Here is a 19,551-nt window from a genome sequence, read left to right as displayed (position 1 = left end):
CGCCAAAACGGTTTACGGAGAGGGGCTCGGAGTCGGGGTGGGGGAGTCGGGTGTGCCTGGCTGGTTCTCCTCGACGAGGTGGCGGCGTACCTCTGCCGTGGTGAGGCCGAGGCCGCCGAGTTCGATCTCGTCCCAGGCCTGGAGGCGGCGGGTGTCGCGGTCGAAGTAGAGGATCGAGGTCTGGATGGGGTCGGGGTGTTTGCCTTCGACCGCGCGTAGGCCGCTGCCGCCTGTGGAGCCTTCGATGCGGAGGCGGGTGCCGTATGGCAGGAGTTCCATTTCCTGGTGGTGGACGTGGCCGGCGAGGGTGAGGGGGACTTCGCCGTCTGTGTGGCGTGCTGCCACTGGTTCGTGGGCGATGGCGACGTCGACGGGGGTGCCGGCGGCTTTCTGGTCGCGCAGGGAGGTGGCCAGGCGGGCGCCTGCCAGTTCGTTGGCGGCGTCGCCGCCGGGGACGGTGGAGCGGTCGGGGGTGAACTGGGGGTCGCCGATGCCGGCGAAGCGCAGGCCGGCGATGGTTTTGGCCTTGCCGTCGTCCAGGACGTGGACGTTCTTGAGGCCTTCCAGGTAGCGCTGGGTCACTCGTGAGTCGTGGTTGCCGCGGACCCAGACGTAGGGGGCGCCGAGGTCCTCGATGGGGTCCAGGAAGCCGTTCTCGGCGGCTGTGCCGTGGTCCATGGTGTCGCCGGAGTCGACGATCACGTTGACCTTGTACTGGTCGACGAGCGAGGCGATGATCTTCCAGCTCGCCGGGTTGAGGTGGATGTCGGAGACGTGCAGGACGCGGATCGTGGACGGGTCGGGGGCGTAGGCGGGGAGGGTGGAGGTGGCGTCGTAGAGCTTGGTCACGTTGGTGACCAGGCGGGCCAATTCCTTTTGGTAGACGTCGAATTCGGTGACGATGCTGCGTGCGTTGCCGACCAGGGACGGGGCGGAGGACAGCAGGCCCGAGAACTTCGGTTCCAGGACGGACTCGGGGTTCCAGGTGGCGAATGCCGTGCCGCCCGAGGCCGCCAGGAGGGTGAGGGCGAGGCCGCCGGCGGCGAGGGCGCGGCGGGGGCGGCGGTAGACGGCGAGGCCCAGGGCGGTGGCGCCGGAGACGACGGCCACGCAGGAGCGCAGGGCCAGGTCGCGGGTGCCGTGGGTGATGTCCTGGGTGACTTCGTCCTGGAGGCCGGAGAGGCGTTCGGGGTGGTCCACGAGGGCTTGGGCGCGGGCGGGGTCGAGTTGGTCGACGTTGACGTCCAGGCGGACGGGGGCGATGTGGCTGTCGAGTTGGAGGGCGCCGAGCGGGGAGATGTTGATCTTTGTGCCGCCGGTGAGGGACGGGCGCAGGGTCATGGTGGTGTTCATGGGGCCGACGGGGACGCGGACGTTGCCGACGATCAGCAGGCCGAGCCAGGCGCCGAGAAGGACGACGGTGACGAGTCCGAGGGTGCGGGTCCAGGGGTGGGGCTGGGTGACGAGTTCGGGGGTGGGGAGGGGGCGGCGGGTGGCGTAGCGGTGGGCGAGGGCGCGCGGGGCCCTGGGGAGGGGGCGGAAGATTTTCATGACTGCGGCGGGGACGCGGGCCATTGGTCCCGTATGCCCAAGTGCGGGGGTGGATATGCGGGGCTGTCGGCGGCTCGTTGGTGGCTGTGTCGTACCCGACAATGGGCCTGTGCTGGAGATGACGCGCGAGGAGTTCGAGGAACTGGTTGCCGAGGCGCTGGACCGGATTCCGCCGGAGTTGACGCGGTTGATGGACAACGTCGCGGTGTTCGTCGAGGACGAGCCGCCTGCGGATGATCCGGAGCTGCTCGGGCTGTACGAGGGGACGCCGCTGACCGATCGCGGGGAGTGGTATGCCGGTGTGCTGCCGGATCGGATCACGATCTATCGGGGGCCGACGTTGCGGATGTGTGAGACGCGGGAGGAGGTCGTCGAGGAGACCGAGGTGACTGTGGTGCATGAGATCGCGCATCACTTCGGGATCGACGATGCTCGGTTGCATGCGCTCGGGTATGGGTGATCGGGCGCCGGGGAGTGGGTGGTGCGGGGCGCGTGTCCTCTTGTGGGCGGCGGGAGTTGGGCAGGTTGACTTCTTCGCCCGCCCTTGGAGGTGGCTTCCGTGCGCCCCTTGTACGTACCCGTCCGTCTGGCCGTCACGGTCATGGCCGTGGCCGCTGCCGCCGGCTGCATGAGTGTGGGCGATGACGACGGAGGTGGGGGTGTGAAGCCGTCGCGTTCCGCCGGGCAGGGGGGCGGTGAGGCGCCCGATGGTGGTTCGGCGGTGTCGGGTGCCGGGTCGGGGCAGGGGGCGCGTGCGGATGACGGCAAGCGGGCCGGTGAGAAGCGCAAGGGCAAGGACGAGGGGAAGGGTGGGGCCAGGGAGTCGGCGTCTGCTTCGGTTTCGCCGTCGGCGGAGGTGAGCGCGTCGGCTCCTGCGGCGGGCGGGCCGGAGAGGCCGGGGCAGAGCGAGGAGCCGGAGCCGACGCGTCCGGCTGAGCCGACGCCCACGCGGACGCCGGATCCGGAGCCGACGCCGACGGTGCAGCCGACGTCCGCCTCGCCGACTCCGACGCAGGCCGAGCCGTCGTCTTCGGCGCATGAGGAGACGGGGCCGCAGCTCGCTCAGCGGGAGCCGGCGCCGGCTGCGGGGGCGCCGGCGTGACGGTGGGGCGGTGTCGGGGGGTGGTGATCGGGGGCGCCTGCTGGGTGGGGTTGGCGTGCTGGTGCAAGTGACGTTGCCTACAGGGGTGGCGGTCGGTTTGCGTTGGGGGGCTGGGGGTGCGTATGGTGGTAGATCGTTTGATCCCATTTGCCCGGCGCCACTGCAGAGCGCGCCGTGTGGCGCGTACTCTCCCTTGCCGTGGCTGACCGCATTGAGGCGGTCGTATTGCGAATCACGGAGTTGACGGGCGCGTGCCGACGAGACTCCGGAAGGTTTCGCATACGCATGTCCATTTCCAGTACTGATCACGTCGTCGTGCCCGAGGACGCGGAGAACGCGGCCGTCGAGGACGCCGCTCCCGAGGCCACCTTCGGGGACCTCGGTCTCCCCGAGGGTGTCGTGCGCAAGCTCGCGCAGAACGGCGTGACGGTCCCCTTCCCGATCCAGGCCGCGACCATCCCGGACGCGCTGGCGGGCAAGGACATCCTGGGCCGTGGCCGTACCGGCTCCGGCAAGACGCTGTCGTTCGGTCTGCCGACGCTGGCTCGTCTGTCCGGCGGCCGTACCGAGAAGCACCGGCCGCGTGCGGTCATCCTCACCCCGACCCGTGAGCTCGCGATGCAGGTCGCGGACGCGCTCCAGCCGTACGGCGACCAGCTCGGCCTGAAGATGAAGGTCGTCTGCGGCGGTACGTCCATGGGGAACCAGATCTACGCCCTGGAGCGCGGCGTGGATGTGCTCGTGGCCACCCCCGGCCGTCTCCGCGACATCATCAACCGTGGCGCCTGCTCCCTGGAGGACGTCGAGGTCGCGGTGCTCGACGAGGCCGACCAGATGTCCGACCTGGGCTTCCTGCCCGAGGTCACCGAGCTGCTGGACCAGGTTCCGCCGGGCGGCCAGCGGATGCTGTTCTCCGCGACCATGGAGAACGAGATCAAGACTCTCGTCGACCGGTACCTGAAGGACCCGGTTCTGCACGAGGTCGACGCGGCGCAGGGCGCGGTGACGACCATGTCGCACCACATCCTGATCGTGAAGCCGAAGGACAAGGCGCCGGTCACGGCCGCGATCGCCTCCCGCAAGGGACGGACGATCATCTTCGTGCGGACCCAGCTGGGTGCCGACCGGGTCGCGGAGCAGCTGCGTGACGCCGGTGTGAAGGCGGACGCGCTGCACGGCGGTATGACGCAGGGCGCGCGGACGCGGACGCTGGCCGACTTCAAGGACGGGTACGTCAATGTGCTCGTCGCGACCGATGTGGCGGCGCGGGGTATTCACGTCGACGGCATCGACCTCGTGTTGAACGTCGACCCTGCCGGTGACCACAAGGACTACCTGCACCGGGCGGGCCGTACGGCGCGTGCGGGGCGTACGGGCACGGTCGTGTCGCTGTCGCTGCCGCACCAGCGGCGTCAGATCTTCCGGCTGATGGAGGACGCGGGCGTCGACGCCTCGCGCCACATCATCCAGGGCGGGGCCGCCTTCGATCCGGAGGTCGCCGAGATCACCGGCGCCCGTTCGATGACCGAGGTGCAGGCGGAGTCCGCGGGCAACGCCGCCCAGCAGGCCGAGCGTGAGGTGGCTCAGCTCACCAAGCAGCTGGAGCGGGCGCAGCGGCGTGCCGCCGAGCTTCGCGAGGAGGCCGACCGGCTGGTGGCCCGTGTGGCCCGCGAGCGCGGCGAGGACCCCGAGGCCGCGGTGGCCGAGGCGCAGGCGGAGGCCGTCGAGGTGGCGGTGCCCGAGCAGCCGGCGGCGCAGGACGTGGACCGGGCCGAGCGGGTCCGTGACGACCGTGCGGAGGCTTCGGCGTCGTACGAGCGTCGGGAGCGGCGGGACGAGCGGGGCGAGCGGGGCGAGCGTGGCGGGTTCAACCGGGACCGCGACCGCGAGCGTTCGTTCGACCGTGACCGTGGTGGGCGTGGCTTCGAGCGTCGCGACGACCGTGGTGGGTTCAACCGGGACCGTGACCGCGAGCGCGGGTTCGAGCGTCGGGACGACCGCGGGGAGCGTGGCGACCGCGGTGACCGTGGTGGGTTCCGTCGGGACGACCGTGGTGGCCGTTCCTTCGAGCGGCGCGATGACCGTGGCGGGCGTTCGTTCGAGCGCCGGGATGACCGCGGTGGCCGTTCCTTTGAGCGTCGGGATGACCGTGGTGGGCGTTCGTTCGAGCGTCGGGATGACCGTGGTGGGCGTTCGTTCGAGCGTCGGGATGACCGTGGTGGGCGTTCGTTTGAGCGTCGGGATGACCGTGGTGGGCGTTCCTTCGAGCGTCGGGACGAGCGCGGCGGTCACCGTGGCAGCGACCGTCCCTTCAACCGCGACCGCCGTGACGACCGGCCCGGCTTCCGTTCCGGCGGCCACGAGCGCCCGTACGGGCGTCGTGACGACCACCGTGGTGGCGGCTCCTTCGGGCGCCGCGAGGACAAGCCGCGCTGGAAGCGCAACGGCTGATCCTGAGTGAGTGTCGGCGAGCGCCGTGGTCCTGTCCGGGCCACGGCGCTCTGCTGTGTGGCGGGTGCGCGGGGAGCCGTAGGATCAGCCCACTCTTGAGGGGGTGCACGGCCGGGGCCGGGTCTACGGCAGGTGGTGCGGCGCGCGGTGAGCTGAGTGTCGGCGGCCCTCGGGAGGTGCGCGGCTCGGTGAAGCTGCTGCACGGCAGCCCCGCCCGCCATGACCACGGGGGGCGGATGGGCTGCCCGACGGCAACGGTGACCTGCTCACCCTCAACTCCTCGGGCACGCTGACCTCGACCGCTGCGATGACGTGCTGGTGCGGATGGGCGACGGCTCGCTGCGCGGCTACAAGGTCAAGTGCGGGCCGGCGCCGACGCCTTCGATGGCGTACACGAAGCTGGTCGCCGGCTGGAACGCGTACGTGCTGTTCATGCTGCCGCAGGTCTCGCCGGTCACCTGGGAGACGGTGGATCCGTAGCGCTTCGGCCCGGTGGATCCGTAGTGCTGCGGCGCGCGAGGGCTCGTTCGAGCGCCGCACGCCACCGCCGACGCGGCCGTGACACCGATACCCGATCGGAGACGCGGCCGTGTCCGGCTATGCTCGGGGTGGCAACATCGCCTGGGCCCTTAGCTCAATTGGCAGAGCAGTGGACTTTTAATCCATTGGTTGTGGGTTCGAGTCCCACAGGGCCTACCGGTGGTAGGCGGGGGTTACCCCCTCTGACCTGCAATGCAGCGTCCGAGTCGGCTACGGTCGGGTCGGGCGCTGCTTCGTTTTCGGGGTCGTGCGTGAGCGATGCGTGAGCGGATGTGCCTGTGGCCTGCGGATCGGCTGCGGTTTGGGCGGACGGTTCGGCAACTGTCGGGCGCGACCGGGGGATCAGCTTCGCTGCCTTCTCGGCGATTTCGCGGCCAGCTCAGGGCGCGGTCGTGTACGCGTCCAGACACGGCGCGATCGTGCCGTGTCACGGCACCTTTTCCACGATCAGCTGCTCCGTGTGGGCCAGTGAACGCATCCTCAGCGGAGCGGTGGCGTTCACCCAGGCGACGACCATGCTTCGAGTGGGGAATCCCTTGAGCGCCATCGATCCTGCCTCAAAGATCCGTCCGGACTGGTGGACTGACGGCACCTACCTTCACCTTGCCGCCATCGAAGATCAGGCTCTGCCTGGCCACGGTCTGCTCGATGATGAACGCACCCACCCCACCCTGCCTGTTCTTGGGGACCTGATCAGGGCGGTGTGGCAGCTGGGCAAGACCGGAGGACATGACGATTGCAGTGAGCGAGCGGTGGAAGCACTGCGTTCTGTCGAACTGTGTGCCAGCAGAGCTGCGGCTGCAGCCCGCTTGACCCTGAGCCAGCGCATTGACCGGCGTGAAGACGACGAATCGGCTGTGTCAGACCGCGAGTGCGAGAAGATCGACCCGAACTTCGGTCCTCCCTTGGCGCACCTCACCCAGGCAACGTTCACTGTGCGCCTGCCCGGGTATTCCGGTGACTCGATCAGCGGGAGCCTTCGTGTCAATGACGAGGCAGTGCTCACCGTGACTGGCAGCGGTCCGCTTGCCGACCTTGATCTACTCGGCAGGCTTGACACTCGTGCAGTCATCGACGCTATCGAGAACCTGGTCGTACGACAGCTTTCCCGCCCCATCGCCCCGTAGAGGCCGCCTTCTGATTCAAGTCGCTGCGGCCCGTCACACTGCGGGTGCGCCGAGCGGGAGAGGTGGGAGGGCGTGGAGGCATACCGAGCGTCGTTGCCACAAGGAGGCGATCATGACTGGGCGAGCTGGTCTGCGATGGCGTCAGCCGCTTCGTGGAGGTGGCGGAACACCTGCGTGGAGCTTGCTACGCGTCTCAGGCCGTGTGCCAGATGTTCGCGCATGTGCCGCTCGCAGACGACGAAGTCGGCGTACCCGGCGGCACACGACAGGTACACCATGTCGGTGCAGTCGTTCGGGCGCCACCTGGTGCCCTTGTTGATGTGCCTGCCATAAAACAGCTCGCGAAAGAGGCCGAGTGACGGAAGGGCACGAATGTCGCTCATGACCCTTTTCTCTGCCCATGAGCGGAATTGGGTAACCGGCATTCCTGCCAGAGCCGCGGCCTCGGCCAGCTCACCGCCGATGTCAGCGAACAGGAACGCGTCGATCGTCTTCCTCTTCTGCTGTGAATCCCGGGACTCCCCATCCAGCCAGTCGCTGAAGTGTTGGTTCTTGGCTGCCCAACCAGTGTCGGGACCTGGCTCCACACGCGCGCTGTCCAGCATGGTGTCGATGGAGACTGCGGCATTCATGAACGCCTCCATCGCCAGAGTGAGATCCGGAGGCATTCGGTCTGGAGCTGCGTAGGCCGTGTAACCACGTGCTGCGCCGTACAGAGAGTCGGGGGTGAGGGTGAATACGTTGGGTGCCTGACGTGTACTTTCGGCGTCAGTGTGCCGGGACAGAGCATCTTGAATCTCTTCGCGCCTGACCTGGAGCGGATCTCGCATCTGCCAGCCACGACTGTGCTGCAGGATGGTCAGGGCGAGGTCGTAGCGCTTCTCGGTGCTGAACCTCTTGCCTGTCTCGGCGTAATGGCCGGCGGATGCCGGCAACACGATGAGCCTGTCCTGCACCCATTGGAGTAGCTGTGCAGATGCCCGACGGTTCTCGGAGCTGACCTTTTCCGGTGAGTGCAGAGCGTTACTGATCTCGCTCCACTTGTTTTGGTCGAGGTACACGATGAGGCGACCATCGAGCGGTTCAACACGGGTTGCTGTAGGAAGCTCGAAGTAGATCGAGTCTCCGCGGAGCGTTTCAGCCACCACAGCATCAAGGGTCTCTGCTGCAAGGTGCAGCCTGGCGAGCGCGCTGCTGTCCTCAAACGGAGGATGCTGCAGCGGGATTCGCGCTTCTTTACGATCAGATCTCGTAAGAACGAGGCACTCGGTTACCCGATCCAGCGTGAACAGCACGACTCGCTCGGCACCTTCATCCTTCATGTGAACATCATGCGGTCGGTCGAGGCGTGACGTGCTGGCATTTTCACCGAGGCTGACGAGCACGAGGTATGAGACGTGCCGCCGCTTCGGCGATCTCCCGGTCCAACTCGGGGAGCAGGCTCGTGTACGTGTCCGAGGTCAGCGCGATGGTGGAGTGCCGCAGGGTTTCCTTTACCGCGTGGATGTCGCCGCCACCTCCGTGCGTGAGCGTCGCGGCGACGTGGCGTAGGTCCCGCAGGGTGATGGGCGGCAGGTCGGTCGTGGCAAGGATGCGGCGGAAAGTCTCGGAGACGGTCTCCGGGTGGAGCCAGGAGCCGTCCTCCTTGGTGAAGACCTTGCCCGTGTCCTGCCAGGCGTCGCCCCACTGCGCGCGCTCCTTCTCCTGGCGGACTTTGTGATCGCGCAACTCCATGATGGTCGTGCTGTCGAGCGCGATCGTGTTGGCGCTGCCGTCCGTCTTGGGCTCGGATTCGTAGGGATCCCAGCCATCCACCACGATCTCCTTGGCAGGCGTGATGAGGCCGGCGTCGAGGTCGATCTCGTGCCAGTCCTGGCCGACCGCCTCGCCGCGACGGAGGCCGCGGGTACCCATGAGGTGGAAGATCGCGTACAGGCGGTCGCCCTCGGCTGCGTCGAGGAAGGCGCCGAACTGCTGCGGGGTCCACACCATCACCGGGCCGGGGATCTCGCCCGTCGCGCGCCAGCGTCGGACTCGCTCATCGGTCCAGAGAAGTGGCTTCGGGCGCTTGCCGGACTCCAACTCGACATGGGACGCCGGGTTGAAGGTAATGAGCTGCTGGGCGATCGCGGAGTTCAGGGCCGCGCGCAAGGTTCGGCGTATCGCCTGACGGGATGCCGGGCCGGTGATCTTCCGGAACGGCTTCATCTCCGCCAGCTTGGCCCGCTCGATCGCGAGCAGCTTCTGCTCAGCTCCTACGGGGCGGCCGGGCTTACTCGGCTTGCAGCGGGCGATCTGCTCGCGGCGGGCCTCGTTCTCGGCCGCGATGACCTCGTTGTCGTCGGCGATCCCGTCGAACATCTCCACCAAGTGGCCGACGTTGAGGCGGTCGAGGCGTACGTGGCCGATGCGCGGCTTCAGATGGACGCGGATGTGGGAGGCGTAACCGTTGAGCGTGGTCTTGCGGCGCTTCTTCGCGGCGAACCACTGGTCGAGCCACTCACCGACGGTGAGGCTGCCACGGAGGGCCAGGCCCGCCCTTAGGCGGCGTCGGGTCTCCTCGATGGCCGGGAGTGGAGCCTTCTCGACCGCGACCTCCTCCAGCATGTCGACGAGGCGCTGAAGACTGTCGGGGTCGTCCTTCTCCGCCAGGGCGAGCAGGGAGCGGACGTGGTCGAGGTCGGCCTGCGCGTCCTTGAGGGACTCGTAGCCGGCGCGGCTGAAGGAACGGCGGGTGCCGTCTTCGCGGGGCGGGAGTTCCTGGCGTATGGAGTACGAGCCGTGCTTGCGGCTGGAGAGCTTGGGGCACTTCTTGCCGAGCGGCTTGCCGGTGTGGGGGTCGCGGCAGCAGCAGCGGCGGTGGGTGGAACCCTTCAAAGATCGTTCTCCTCGGTGGTACTGGGGTCGGTCTCGGGTGGGTCGACGTCGGCGAGTTCCGGTGGCAGGTGCGGTGGGGTGCCGCCGTCTTCGCGGATGAAGGCGCGGGCACTGCGGAGCCGATACTTGGCTTCCAACGCCCTTTCTGCGTAGTCGGCTTGGGCGAGTACGGCTTCCTCGCGTTCTGCCCGGTTGGGTGCCGTCTCGGCCTTCCAGCGCTCGTGCTTCTCGCCCTTCAGGGCGGCCAGGGCGGCGCGCTGGTGGCGGACGTGGGCACGGAAGGAACGGAGCATGTCGTCTTCCAAGCCGAAGTCCTCGCTGTCACCGGTGAACCAGCGCATGGCATCCCAGGCCGGTTCGGAGTGCTGAAGGGGAAGGCGCTGGACTCGGTCGACGTAGCCGACGGGGTAGAGCAGGCAGATCGGGTAGGTCCGCAGGGCTTCGGCGAGGACGATGACGTCGACCAGGGGCAGGTTGGCTCGGCGGCCGGATTCCATGTTGGCGATCACGTTGCGCGGGATCGGGTGCCCGATCTCCTCACAGCGGTCCGCCAGGTCCTGGGCGCTCATCCCTAGCTCCTTCCTTCGTCTGCGGACTTCGGCGGCCACGGTTGCCATCACCTGGTCCACCCACTCCGGGACGTCGTCCTCGTCCCCTCCAGCATCCCAACCGTGTTGTGTCATGAGGACACATTAACTTCCCTAACGTTGATTCCATGGCTTGGAGACGAGCGCGATTGCCGTGTTCGCCGAGGGCTCAGTCATGGATGGAGCGCGTATGCGCGAGAACGAACTCGCCGGCCGAGTGAAGGGCATGAGTCGAGAGGAGCTGCTGGAGCTTCCCGCCGCCGTTGACCTGGAGACGGGTAATCGGGCGCTGGGGCTCGGGCGGAGCAAGGGGTACGAGCTGGCGAAGCGCGGCCAGTACCCGTGCAAGGTGCTGCGGCTGGGCAACGCCTACCGGGTGGTGACCGCCGACCTGCTGGCTCTGCCGGGCCTGGCCGCGTGAGAGCGGGGAGTCATAGCAGCCCGTTCTGCGCTGAGCTGACACAGAAACGCTGGACTGCTGCCGGGTGTGGACGTACGGTCCGTGTTCCCTCGCGATGGCCTGGCGCCCGCGAGAAAGGGGTGGGCCTCCGGCGGTGCAACGCCGGAGGCCCGAGCACCCCCGAACGGCCCTGGAAGAACCAACCCGGCGGCAAGGGCGTGCGAGCCCGCCACCGCCAGACGAGGAGCTGCCGAGTGCAACCCGAGAACCCCGAGTCCTATTCCGCCCCCGCCAAGGCAACCTGGCCCGCAACCGCCGTCCCCGGCCGGCCCGGCGCCCACCTGCGTGCCACGCAGGCTGACGACGCCGATCCGGACCTCAGCGGCGATGCGGACGCCCGTAGCGCCGACGAGGCGGAGACGCCGAGCGGCCCGGATGCGATACCCGATGCGGAGCCGACCCACGGCTCGAAGCTGCTGGATGAACTGCGTGCGCAGATCGCCCAGTTCGTGATCCCGCCCTCGCAGGAAGCCCTGGACGCGATCACCTTGTGGGTGGCGGCGACGCACTTGCAGCCTGCCTGGCAGCACGCCCCACGCCTGGCGGTGGTGGGGCCGGCGAAGCGGTGCGGCAAGTCGCGGCTGCTGGATGTGCTGACCGAGACGGTCCACGAACCGATGCTCACCATCAACACCACACCGGCGGCCATCTTCCGGTCGATCACCGAGGAGAACCCGCCCACACTCCTGGTGGACGAGGCCGACACCATCTTCGGCACCCCGAAGATGGCCGAGAAGAATGAGGAGATGCGTGGCCTGCTCAACGCCGGCCACCAACGCAACCGGTACGTCACCCGGGTCGTCGGCAACGACCACACCCCGCACCGCTTCGCTACCTTCGCCATGGCGGCCATTGCGGGGATCGGTGACCTGCCCGACACGGTGATGGACCGGGCCATCGTGATCCGCATGCGGCGGAGGGCCGAGGGCGAGAAGGTCAAGCCCTTCCGCTCCCGTCGCGACATCCCGGCCCTGCATGATCTGCGCGACCGCATCGCCGCGTGGGCCAGGCCGCTGCTGGACGAGGCCGCGAACCTGGAGCCGGACATGCCGGTCGAGGACCGCGCCGCCGACACCTGGGAGCCTCTGGTCATCGTCGCCGACCTGGCCGGTGGACGTTGGCCCCGGCTGGCGCGGGTCGCCTGTGTGCGGATGGTCGCCGCCGAAGAGGCGGCCGAGGAGGACCACCCCAGTGGTGCGCGGATCCTCGCCGACATCCGCCGGGTCTTCTACTCCCAGCGCGAGGTGGACAGCCTGTCCACCGAGGAACTCCTCCACCACCTGCGCCAGGACCCCGAGGCTCCGTGGGCGGAGTGGGGACGCGGCGGACTGGCCGCGCGTGAGCTGAGCAGGATGCTGCGCACGTACGAGATCAAATCCGGCAACGTGCGCATGGCCGACCGGACCCAGCGCAAGGGCTACATGCGCAACAAGTTCCTCGATGCCTGGCGCCGGTACTGCCCCACCGTCCACCCGGTGGACACTCAGGCGGCTCCGCCTGGTGAACCACCTGCCGTTCACTGAGTGAACGCCCCGCCCGGCGGTCTCGACGCAGGCTGAACCCCTGCTCCTCTTGTTGCCGTACTTGCCGTCCCTGCCGTGATCTCGCAGGTCAAACGGCATGCAGCCAAGACGGGAACCGAGGCTAAGACGGCACAGCGATCCGTAATCGCAGCCTGCCGTCAAGACGCTGCCCGCATCCGTCTTGCGCCGTCCCGCGCCGTCCTGCCGTATCGCCGCAGGTCACAGCTCTGCCCTCCGGGACGGAAGACGCAACGCCTCTGTCCCGAATCGGGACACGGTCCACCCCGGGTCAGGCCCGCCAGGACGCCCCGATGTCGTGTTCCGGCTCGGAACACGGCGTCGGCGGCACCCGCCAGGACGGATGGCAGAGGCGGTTGCCGTACCTGCTCTGACCTGTGCCTGCAACGGTCAAGACGGCAAAGACGCACCCCACTACTACCCCAGGAGAACCCCGCTTGAGGATCCCTCTCGTGTCCCGTCACCGACAACGCCCGCTGCGGGGCGACCAGCCCGGCCTGGAGCAGCCGGCGAAGACGAAGCTCACCGTGGAGCAGTACGTGCTCCGTATGGCCGGCGTCGTCATCGTGGCCCTGACCGCGGGTGCGTTCTGGCTCTCGTATGCGCACCTGGCGGACGTCGCCGCCCAGCATGGACTCCGTGACTCGCCGACCCGCCGATGGGCGTGGCCCGCGACGCTGGACGCGTTCATCGTCGCGGGCGAGCTGCTCATGCTCCGTGCGGGCCTGCGCCGCGTCAAGGACAAATGGGCCATCGGCGTCACCGCCATCGGTTCAGTCGGCTCCATCGGGCTCAACGTGGCCGGGGTGACCGGCACTCGCGACATCGGTAGCGTGCCGTTGCTCGACTACGTGGTCGCCGCGGTTCCCCCGGCCGCCGCGATGGTGGCCTTCGGCGTGTTGATGCGGCAGATCCACGAACTCGTCACACAGCCTGCTGCCGGCCATCCGGACCCCGATTCAGCGCACGTGCCGCAACTACCGGCCACCACATCCGTCCACCCCGCCAAGGCGCCGGCCACCGCGGTTGGCCCGTCTGCCGAGGCTCCGGCCGAGGGCGTTCGGCCTGCCGACCTAGTGGTTCAGCCCGGTCGGATCACTGGGCTGCCGATCGCTGTATCCGGCCAGTCGCCGGAATCGCCTTCCCAGGCTGCGGAGGGCAAGCCGCGCGGTGGCCGTCCGCCCGGCGCCCCGCTTGAGGTACTCGTGGAGATCGGCCGGGCTGCGGCCGCTGAGCAGGGCAAGCTCACCCGGGTCGTCGTCCGAACGGCGGTTGAGGCCAAAGGGCTGACGATCGGCAGCAAGCGGCTGACCGAGGTGATGGACATCCTCCGGGCCGAACTCGAAGCCCCAGCCGAGACCGATCGGGACGGCGGCTGACCGCAACCGCTGCCGGGTGACCGGAACCCTTCCGGTCACCCGGCCCGCCGGCCACCGCCCCGCGCAGCGCGCGAGCGTCCACACCTGTGGACGAGGCGGCAGCCGCCCGAACTCCATCTGATCTCCGCGGTGACCCGCACGCCCTCCCACCCTTTCTCCGGAGAACCGTCCATGACGCACGACCCGCCCCACCCCGAGAACACCCCCGACGAGCCGCTCCCGCTGACGAAGCCCCCTACGCTGCTGGACCGTTGGCGCCGCGCGTTCGGACGACCTGCCCCTGGCGGAGCCAGTAGTACCCCGAGTCCGACTCACGGCCGGGCATCGGGGATCTCCGCCCCGGGGGTGGCGGAGATGGCCCAGCGCCAGGGAGCGCCAGGCCAGCACGTCGGGGCCGAGGGCGGCCCCGACGAGGACACGCTCCACACCGTCCAGCGCGAGACCCTGCGCCCCGTACGCGCCACCGACACCGCCGAGAGCGTTGGCGGTGAGCCCGTCGTGAAGAGCGTCCAGCCCACGATCCGCCGCTTCACCGGCACCAAACGCGTCGTCCGCGTCGGCCCCTTGCGCTTCACCGGCGACGAGCACACCCAGCTCCAGGAGGCCGCCGCCGAGCACGGCTACAAGGGCGACTCCGGGTTCGCCGCCGACATCGTCCTCGCCTTCATCACCGGCCGGTTCACTGCCAACCTGCCCCTGTCGGAGGACCGCCGTCGCACGCACATCTTCCGAGCCCAGGTGCTGCGCCAGCTCAACCGGATCGGGGTGAACGTCAACCAGATCGCCCGCGCTCTCAACAGCGACCGCACCCCACCCGACATCCGCCAGCGCCTGACCGAACTCCACGACCTGCTGGAGCTGATCGCCGAAGCTCTGTGCCAGCCCACCGATCCGGGGACGGAGTCAGCCGCGTGATCGCCGCCATCAAACCGGCCGGGTCCAACACCCGCGGCCTGCTCGCCTACCTCTACGGCCCCGGCGACCACGACGAGCACCTCGACCCGCACATCGTCGCGGGATTCGCGATGCTCGGCATGCCCGACCCCGGCCGAGACGAGAACGCCACCCTCACCGAACTCGCCCGCTACCTCGACCAGCCCGTGCGGCTGCGCAACAGCGAGTTCGGCGGGAAGGTCACCGACCACGTCTGGCACTGCCCTGTGCGCGCCGCCCCCGAGGACCGCTATCTCTCCGACACCGAGTGGGGCGACATCGCCCAGCGCATCGTCCAGGCGGCCGGCATCGCTCCGGCCGGTGACGACCTGGCCTGCCGCTGGATCGCCGTACGCCACGCCGACGACCACATCCACATCCTGGCCACCACCGTCCGCGAAGACGGACGCCGCCCCAAGCTCCACGACAGCGGCATCCGCGTCGGCGACGCCTGCCGCGAGGCCGAGAAGGACTACGGGCTGCGCCGCCTAAAGAAGGGCGACCGCACCGGCACCCGCCGCCCCACCCAGGCCGAGATGCACAAGGCCGAACGCCTCGGCTGGGAACAGCCCAGCCCTGAGTGGCTCCAGGCCCGCATCCGCGCCGCCATCCCGCACGTGACCAACGCCGGGGAATTCATCGCCTACCTCGAAGCCAGCGGCGTCGAGGTCCAGGTCCGGCGCGGCCCGTCAGGCGACCTCCTCGGCTACGCCGCCGGCCGACCTGGCGACGTCAACGAGGCCGGCGAGCAGATCTACCACCCCGGAAGCAAGATCTCCCCCGACCTCTCCCTGCCCAAGATCAAGGCCCGTCTCGAATCCAGCCGCCCCGAAGAACACCCCACCGCCCGCCGCAACCACCCCAGCACCCCCTGGCGCCAAGCGACCGACGCCCTTGACACCCTCCACAGCGACCTCGCCGCCGACACACACGCCCAGGCCCACATCACCGCCCTCGGTGAACTGCTCGAAGCTACCGCCCAGAAGGTACCCGCCAACCTGCGCACCGAACTCCAGGCCGCCGCCAAGGCGTTCGCCCGAGCCCAGCGCTCCCAGATCCGAGCCGAAGACCGCGCCGCCCACGCCCTGCGCAGCGCGGCCCGCGACATCGTCCACACCGCCACCGGCCCCGACGGCAGCGCACTGGCAGCCATGGTCGCAGCCCTCGTCTGGGCCACCATCGTCGCCAGGCGCTGGCACGAAGCGAAGCACCACGCCCACCAGGCTGACGCCGCCGGCCAGGCCGTCCAGCACCTCCAGACGGCCGCCGACCGTGCCCTTGCTCCGACTCTCGCCGAACTCACAGCCCGACCGCCCAGGGAGCAAACGCGCCGCGTTTTCGCGAACGACGTACGAGCAGCCGTCCCCGACCACGCCGAGCGCATCCTCGCCGACCCGGCCTGGCCCGCGCTCGCCACCGTCCTTGCCGACGCCGAAGCCCGTGGCCATCAACCCCACCAGCTCCTCAAGGAGGCCGCTGTCCAGCGCGAGTTGACCAGCGCCCGCCAACCGGCCCGAGTGCTGATCACCCGTATTCAGCACACCGGCCGGAACCCGGCCCCGAACCGCCGCGCTGAAGCTGCCCGCCGACGCTCGACCATCACACCCTCGGTCCGCGTCCAGCAGATCCATAACGGTCAGCTTCCGTCGGCGGCGACGACGCCTGCCGAGCAGCAGCACCGATGGCGCCGTTAGACACCGTCAGAGCCGCAGGAGTTGCGTTCCTCCGGGATCGGAGGGACGTGCGAGGCTTTCCCGGATCACGCGGTCGCTGGCGCGCAGAGCCGCCGTCAGTTCTCCTCGCAGCTCGTTCGGGAGGGTCCCTGAGCCAAGGGCGCAGGCGCGTACCAGCGCGCGACAGTCCTGCCCTTGCCGGTCCGTGGCGGTCTCGGTGAACAGAGGATGAGCCAAGCTCTCGCGAGCCGCATAGCCGTCTTCGGCGTCTGTCGTCCTGCGGTGGAGGTCCTCGACGATGCGGTGCGCGGCGAGCGCCTCGGCGGAACCGATCGCGTCGAGGGCCGTAAGTCCGAGCCGGGTGTCGAATACGATCACCCGGGTTCGGTCTTCCGTCGGGAGTAGACCGTCACCAGGTCCGCCAGGTGCCCGTCGATCGGCTGCCCGGCGTCGCGGCGGCATAGGACGGTCAGGCATGTCGTGACGGCTTGTTCCCATGGGCCGCCGGGCATCGTGTCGGCAAGGAGGGCAGCGGCCCACGCGGTGTCACCCGCAACGAGAGCGGCGAGGACGGCGACCTGCCGACCGTCGAGCATCCGCTTTCCGATGCCATGGTGGGCTTCGATGTGCGCCAGCGCTTCGGCCCATTGCCCCTCGGTGGTGAGGGTGCGCGTGCCGTCTGCGAGGAGGACGCGCCACAGCCACGCGCGAACCTCCTGGCGGTCTTCGCCGGTCGCAGTGAGGCTCGCGGGTACGGTGACGCGCTCGAACCGGGCGGCTGCGCCCGCCTCGACGGCCTTGTACAGGTTGAGGAGTCGCTGCCGACCCTCATCGGCGTGACCGGCGCGGATCTGGAGGCGAGCGAGGTTGACGACCGGTTCCAGTCCTCGGATCGCGCTCATGCCGGGCAGGGGGCAGGCGTGAAGGTAGGCGGCGGCGTGCTGGTGGCACATCTCGCGGGCGAGGTCGGGGAGGCCGAGGTCGGAGGCGATGAGCGCGGCCTGGTTGTAGACGGCTGATGCGAGCCCCTGGTCAGTCTCTTTCACCGCGGTGTCGGCCAGGTCGACGAGTGCGCGTACGCGTTCAGGCAGGGGCAGGCAGGCGGGTCGGAATCGGGCGACGAGCGGGAAGCGCTGGGCTGTGGAGCCGTGTGGGTCCATGGATCCCCCTTGTCGAGAGTGAGGAATGCTGAGGCGGCGGTGCCCGCCAGCCATGTGTCGACGGGCACCGTCCGCTACGCGTGGGGCGTCACTGCCAGTCGACGACAATGCGGTTCAGCGGGGTGTCGAGAGCGAAGAGGCCGGGGCGCCGCTCGATGCTGGGGGCGTCGAGGGGCTGGATTTCGAACGTGGCCTCACGGCTGCGGTATTCGCGGTCCCAGGTGCGGATGGCGTCGGCGACCTTCGCGGCCAGTTCGTCGCTGCCGGGACCGTGGCCGATGACGCCGAACTCCCAGAGCTTGCCGCCCTCGGGGGTCCTCTTCTCCGACAGCCGCCGCGCCAGGTAGGTGACGGCGCCCTGGTCGACGACGGCGGTCGACGAGGGGTAGGGATCCTCGGTGAGCAGAGTGCCCTTGGCGCTCTGAGGGAACAGCATCCGGATTAGGCCGGAGGAGAGGGAGCAGGTGAGGAACAGTTCCATCCACTCCGGCGATTCCATGGCGCGGACCGTCATGCCGGTCCACTCCTCGGTGCGCGGCTGGTCGAGTACACCTGCGAGGGCGTCGGCGTCGATGTTGAGTCCGGCGGGGGCCTGGAGTCGTACGGTGCCGTCCGTGCTGAGCGGGATCACTCGGCGGTCGTCGTCGGCGATGCCCCTCCGAAGCGGCATGAAGGTGTTCATCTCGCTGCCGAGGGACACCCATCGGCCATCGCGCTGCTCGTAGGCGATGGAACGGGAGACGGTGCCCTTCAGGCGCTGGGGGACAAGGAGCCGGCCGCCGGGGGCGAGCTGCTGCAGCCAGGCGTGCGGTACGCCGTGCGCGCCCACGGTGGCGATGATCCGGTCGTACGGCGCTCCCTCGGCGTAGCCGAGGGCTCCGTCACGGGTCACGGCCTCGGCGTTGGTGATCCCGGCGGCGGCGAGGTGCGCGCGGGCGCCCTCCACGAGGTCGTCGTCGACGTCGAGGGTGGTCACGTGTCCGCTCTCGCCGACCAGGTGGGCGAGCAGACCGGCGTTGTAGCCAGTGCCGGCGCCGAGTTCGAGGACGCGCTGCCCGGGCTGGGCGTCGAGCTGATCCAGCATGAGGGCGACGACGCCCGGCTGGGAGGCGCAGGAGATCGATGTGCCGTGGGTGTCGTATTTGATGTGCACCGGTGCGTTGGCGTAGGCGTCTTCGAGGGACGCGTCGGGCACGAACACATGGCGGGGGACGGTCCGCAACGCGGTCTCGACGGCGGGCGTGCGGGCATGCCCGTCCGCGCGGAGCTGGTCGACCAGGGCGTTGCGGAGACGCTCGGCGTCCGCCGTGGGGGTGGCGATCGTGTCGGGGTTCACCGCGCTGACGCTATCGATCTCGGCCGTTGCCTCGGTGGGCGACTCGGTGTGGTCACTCGTTCCCATGACTACCTCTCGTGCGATGTGGGACAGGGCGCTCTGGTCGTCCCGGAGGAGACCGGCGCGGTTGGCGTGGAAGATCACGTGGTGGGCGATGACGGCTCGCAGGCCGCGGGTGAGGGCGCCGCGGGCTGCGAGGTCAGCGAGCGTGGCGCCGGCCCGTTCGAAGGCGGTCACCCATTCCTCGTGCGCGTGGAGTGGGCTACCCGGGCGGCAGAGGCGGTGGGCGTCGGCGGTCATGAGCTTCCGCATGGCCGGAGTCAGTTCGGCGGTTCGTTCAGGTGGTTGTGGAGCGGTGGCCGGGCGAAGGGCCGCGACCTTCGCCCATACATCGCCCTGCTCGAACCAGTCGAGTCCAGCACCGCGCATCATGACGCTCGCCAGCAGGACGGCGGTCTCCCGACGTCCCAAATGCATCGGGCTCAGCTGGTAGGTGAGCAGGTGGCGCGAGTCGCTGTGGAACAGTTCGTGGGCTGTGTCCATGGCCTCCGGGCCGCCGAACGTGTCGGTCTCGGGCTCGTAGACGCAGGGCAGGCACGACACGGCCACGCTGTCGCGGACGAGATCGCTCAGGAGCGACTCAATGGCTGGTGAGGGCTTGTCCGCGAGGTAACGCAGCGGCCAGGGCTGCTTGTTCATGAACCACCAGTCGGTGAGCTGCCCGTCGGCCTCCGCCTCGATCAGGGTGGGGCCGAGGCGTTCGGCGATGGTGCGCTGGGCAATCTCGCGGTCGACGAAGGTGATGTTGTGCTGCTGCCAGCGGTCGGGAGGCAT

General features: G+C 69.2%; 14 protein-coding genes, 1 tRNA gene and 1 pseudogene. 10 read left to right on the top strand and 6 right to left on the bottom strand.

All coding sequences use genetic code 11. The features are described from left to right. Window positions 1-12 precede the first annotated feature (12 nt). Window positions 13-1,575, bottom strand: coding sequence for a metallophosphoesterase family protein (locus AQI70_RS05740; protein WP_062145193.1), 1,563 nt, complete (start codon window positions 1,573-1,575; stop codon window positions 13-15). 85 nt (window positions 1,576-1,660) lie between these two features. Here AQI70_RS05740 and AQI70_RS05735 point away from each other — a divergent pair, with 85 nt between their 5' ends. The 5 genes from AQI70_RS05735 (at window position 1,661) to AQI70_RS38980 (ending at window position 6,771) form a co-directional block, all read left to right on the top strand. Next, a complete protein-coding gene (locus AQI70_RS05735; RefSeq protein WP_003999986.1) occupies window positions 1,661-2,011 on the top strand; it encodes a metallopeptidase family protein in 351 nt (116 codons plus the stop codon). Between the two features lie 927 nt (window positions 2,012-2,938). Beyond that, window positions 2,939-5,104 (top strand): DEAD/DEAH box helicase, encoded by a 2,166-nt coding sequence (locus AQI70_RS05725; RefSeq protein ID WP_062145191.1) that lies wholly within the window; start codon window positions 2,939-2,941, stop codon window positions 5,102-5,104. A 318-nt stretch (window positions 5,105-5,422) separates the two neighbouring features. Continuing rightward, window positions 5,423-5,584, top strand: a complete 162-nt coding sequence (locus AQI70_RS38985; protein ID WP_208607300.1) for a hypothetical protein — start codon at window positions 5,423-5,425, stop codon at window positions 5,582-5,584. Between the two features lie 143 nt (window positions 5,585-5,727). Then, window positions 5,728-5,800: transfer RNA gene (locus AQI70_RS05720), tRNA-Lys, on the top strand. Window positions 5,801-6,135: 335 nt separating this feature from the next. Continuing rightward, window positions 6,136-6,771, top strand: coding sequence for a hypothetical protein (locus AQI70_RS38980; protein WP_159042617.1), 636 nt, complete (start codon window positions 6,136-6,138; stop codon window positions 6,769-6,771). 110 nt (window positions 6,772-6,881) lie between these two features. Here AQI70_RS38980 and AQI70_RS05710 read toward each other — a convergent pair whose 3' ends face one another. From AQI70_RS05710 to AQI70_RS05700, 3 genes are read right to left on the bottom strand one after another with little or no spacing between them, the layout of a single operon-like run. Further along, window positions 6,882-8,093, bottom strand: a complete 1,212-nt coding sequence (locus AQI70_RS05710) for a hypothetical protein (RefSeq protein ID WP_062145187.1) — start codon at window positions 8,091-8,093, stop codon at window positions 6,882-6,884. A gap of 43 nt (window positions 8,094-8,136) precedes the next feature. Then, window positions 8,137-9,648: a site-specific integrase gene (locus tag AQI70_RS05705; protein ID WP_062145185.1), complete on the bottom strand. Its 1,512-nt coding sequence runs from the start codon at window positions 9,646-9,648 to the stop codon at window positions 8,137-8,139. Beyond that, window positions 9,645-10,331, bottom strand: coding sequence for a helix-turn-helix domain-containing protein (locus tag AQI70_RS05700; RefSeq protein WP_062145183.1), 687 nt, complete (start codon window positions 10,329-10,331; stop codon window positions 9,645-9,647). The genes AQI70_RS05705 and AQI70_RS05700 overlap by 4 nt, the downstream gene beginning before the upstream one ends. 94 nt (window positions 10,332-10,425) lie before the next feature. Here AQI70_RS05700 and AQI70_RS05695 point away from each other — a divergent pair, with 94 nt between their 5' ends. The 5 genes from AQI70_RS05695 (at window position 10,426) to AQI70_RS05675 (ending at window position 16,242) form a co-directional block, all read left to right on the top strand. Continuing rightward, the gene (locus AQI70_RS05695; RefSeq protein WP_062145181.1) at window positions 10,426-10,656 is read left to right on the top strand and encodes a hypothetical protein; all 231 of its coding nucleotides are present in this window, start codon (window positions 10,426-10,428) and stop codon (window positions 10,654-10,656) included. 233 nt (window positions 10,657-10,889) lie between these two features. After that, entirely contained in the window at window positions 10,890-12,218 is a 1,329-nt protein-coding gene (locus AQI70_RS05690; protein WP_062145174.1) for a DUF3631 domain-containing protein, read from the top strand. Between the two features lie 470 nt (window positions 12,219-12,688). After that, window positions 12,689-13,615 (top strand): DUF2637 domain-containing protein, encoded by a 927-nt coding sequence (locus tag AQI70_RS05685; protein ID WP_062146438.1) that lies wholly within the window; start codon window positions 12,689-12,691, stop codon window positions 13,613-13,615. Window positions 13,616-13,960: 345 nt separating this feature from the next. Next, the gene (locus tag AQI70_RS05680) at window positions 13,961-14,530 is read left to right on the top strand and encodes a MobC family plasmid mobilization relaxosome protein (RefSeq protein ID WP_062145172.1); all 570 of its coding nucleotides are present in this window, start codon (window positions 13,961-13,963) and stop codon (window positions 14,528-14,530) included. Continuing rightward, window positions 14,527-16,242, top strand: a complete 1,716-nt coding sequence (locus AQI70_RS05675; RefSeq protein WP_062145170.1) for a relaxase/mobilization nuclease domain-containing protein — start codon at window positions 14,527-14,529, stop codon at window positions 16,240-16,242. Before AQI70_RS05680 ends, AQI70_RS05675 begins: the two co-directional genes overlap by 4 nt. A 6-nt stretch (window positions 16,243-16,248) precedes the next feature. Here AQI70_RS05675 and AQI70_RS05670 read toward each other — a convergent pair. Together AQI70_RS05670 and fxlM are read right to left on the bottom strand one after the other, a co-directional pair. Further along, window positions 16,249-17,381, bottom strand: a pseudogene (locus tag AQI70_RS05670) (hypothetical protein). A gap of 88 nt (window positions 17,382-17,469) precedes the next feature. Beyond that, window positions 17,470-19,551, bottom strand: a complete 2,082-nt coding sequence (gene fxlM / locus AQI70_RS05665; RefSeq protein WP_062145168.1) for a methyltransferase, FxLD system — start codon at window positions 19,549-19,551, stop codon at window positions 17,470-17,472.

This window comes from Streptomyces curacoi (assembly GCF_001513975.1).
Taxonomy (GTDB): Bacteria; Actinomycetota; Actinomycetes; order Streptomycetales; family Streptomycetaceae; genus Streptomyces; species Streptomyces curacoi.
The sequence above is the reverse complement of the archived record's forward strand: the minus strand, read 5'-3'. Positions and strand labels throughout refer to the sequence as shown.